The 2021-nt window shown below is 37.6% G+C and carries 5 protein-coding genes; 1 reads left to right on the forward strand and 4 read right to left on the reverse strand.

The features are described from left to right. Positions 1 to 40 precede the first annotated feature (40 nt). From QUB52_RS28965 to QUB52_RS28975, 3 genes are all read right to left on the reverse strand, one after another. Entirely contained in the window at positions 41 to 268 is a 228-nt protein-coding gene (locus tag QUB52_RS28965; RefSeq protein WP_332975666.1) for a type II toxin-antitoxin system RelE family toxin, read from the reverse strand. Continuing rightward, positions 243 to 515 (reverse strand): hypothetical protein, encoded by a 273-nt coding sequence (locus QUB52_RS28970; RefSeq protein WP_332975665.1) that lies wholly within the window; start codon positions 513 to 515, stop codon positions 243 to 245. Before QUB52_RS28970 ends, QUB52_RS28965 begins: the two co-directional genes overlap by 26 nt. Positions 516 to 589: 74 nt before the next feature. Beyond that, entirely contained in the window at positions 590 to 868 is a 279-nt protein-coding gene (locus QUB52_RS28975) for a hypothetical protein (RefSeq protein WP_332975664.1), read from the reverse strand. A 228-nt stretch (positions 869 to 1096) separates the two neighbouring features. On the opposite strand from QUB52_RS28975, the gene QUB52_RS28980 reads away from it, so the two are divergent. Beyond that, the gene (locus QUB52_RS28980) at positions 1097 to 1261 is read left to right on the forward strand and encodes an element excision factor XisI family protein (RefSeq protein WP_332976344.1); all 165 of its coding nucleotides are present in this window, start codon (positions 1097 to 1099) and stop codon (positions 1259 to 1261) included. Positions 1262 to 1293: 32 nt separating this feature from the next. Here QUB52_RS28980 and QUB52_RS28985 read toward each other — a convergent pair whose 3' ends face one another. Further along, positions 1294 to 1941 carry an HNH endonuclease family protein gene (locus QUB52_RS28985; protein ID WP_332975663.1) on the reverse strand — a complete coding sequence of 216 codons (648 nt, stop codon included), beginning with the start codon at positions 1939 to 1941 and terminating at the stop codon, positions 1294 to 1296. Between the last annotated feature and the right edge of the window lie 80 nt (positions 1942 to 2021).

Here is a 2021-nt window from a genome sequence, read left to right on the forward strand (position 1 = left end):
TATCCTTTCTCTTCGCTGTGCTTATCTCAACGGTCAACTTTCAATTTGATGTATTTGCCAAAGTGAGATGCACCCAGTAAATGACTCTGTAATCTCCAATTCCGTAGCGATAGTACCCTGCAAAATCTCCTTTAAGGGCTTTAATGTTAGGGTGTAACCTGGGAGTTTGTTCTAACTGCTCCAAACATCGGGCATTTTTTTTGGCTAGGTTTTTGTCAGCATTGACATAAACCTTTTGAGCATCAGGATGGAGGCGATCTGCATACATCGGAACGCAGAGTTCTCCAGTTTGCGTAATCAGTTTTAGGAGTTGCTTGATTTTGCTTAACTCGCTCTAGCAATCCAGAAATTGCCAAAAGTTCTTGAGTTGCAGCTTCGCTTTCAGCATTTGCTAAGTAAGCGGCAAAATCAGTAAGTACCTGTAATCGTTCCGGTGATAGTTGCTTGAGTAAGTCGTTAAGCTGGCGGTGTAACTCTGTCACAGATATCAAGTCTGCTGAAGAGCGATCGTTCATTTGGGAATTATCCGTGCTTTCTTGCTAATTTTACCGCAGAGAATTTTTGTTTGTCAATTGGGTATCGATCGGCGTTAGGGATGGTTTTTATTTTGAGCAGCTTGTAGCACTTTTAGCAGGGATTGTGATGATATTTTGTACGTCAAAACTCCCGATCGACAGACATAGCGAAAACCAATGCGGACAATCCAGATTTGAGCATCTGGATGATGCACTTCGAGGCGATCACAAGCAGCGATTTCACTTGAGTCAATTTTAAAAGCTGCTGTCTCAATGCGGACTTGAGATTCATAAATCTCATCGCCCGCCTTTGCAAATTCTTCTTTGCTGTAGCGGGGTTGACGGACTATCATCGGTTTGACATCGTTTCAACGGTTGCTCTTTAATTTTAACCTGGGCGATCGCACTTTTCATTCAGCCTTCTCAATCTTTCTCTATCAATAGTTCGGACAGTTTTTTAACTTCTCTGTAAGCCTTACGGAGCAAGCCCTGCCATTTTTAACACATTTTAGGAAACTTAGCGCTGGACTTAAACTAAAGAAAAAATAGTCCACCGTATTGGCTTATAGAGTGACACGATTCTGTTTCATGCTCGTTTAGTCGATAATCAAGTTGTAATTGAAGAGGATAATTTCGAGGAAGGTCTAAGCCAAGCGCTGATTGAAGCCGGTATAAAAGCAGAGTATATCGTGACTAGCACTTCCCATGAGAGTAGCCAGATATTGTGTAAAAATGTCGAATTTTGATCTATCTCCCATATCACAGGATCGTATTTAATTTACAAACGCCAAATTTCATGATAGGCTTTATGAGCCATTGATTTACCTCGGTCTTTAATTTCTTTCTCAGTCCATTTAGAAGCACTGGATAAACAAGAATCAAGCGGATATTTTATATCTTTTAAATATTCTATTTTTTTCCCAAAATCATTATCTTTTAATTTTTCAGCATTGGTTGTTTTATCTACTAATATCAAATTTCCTATATTGCCAACTATTGCTTCGTCTCCCTTCGATTGTGGCAATATATGTTCAATACTGGCAGAATTATAATCCACGGGTAGTGCGTTAATATTTTCACCCATAAATTTTTCTAATATATATTGGATAATCTTTTTATCTCTCTGTTTGTTTTTTGTATATATTAAATCCATAAAATTTACTTCAAATTCATCAAAACCAGGCAGTTTTTCTTTGAGTTTTCTCAATATTCCTGTATTAACAATTGACTGAATCGTATCTTCGTTATCAGTGCTAGAAAGTTCCTGAGCCAATTTGGAATAAAGTGGTGCAATTGAGCCGGAAGATCTTTGAGAAGTGATTGCATTAAAAATAAAATGAAAAGATTCAATTTTCCATAAAATTTTACCTAATGCTCTTAGGGAGATCTTCTTTTCTCGGTATGCCCTAATAAGAGATAAAATCATTGAATGTAAGGATTCAGGTCTAAGATTGGGGAATTAAAGAAGGCATAAATAAGTCACAAAAATGGGCAGATATAGCATCA

Source organism: Microcoleus sp. A6-C6 (genome assembly GCF_036705955.1).
Lineage (GTDB): Bacteria > Cyanobacteriota > Cyanobacteriia > Cyanobacteriales > Microcoleaceae > Microcoleus.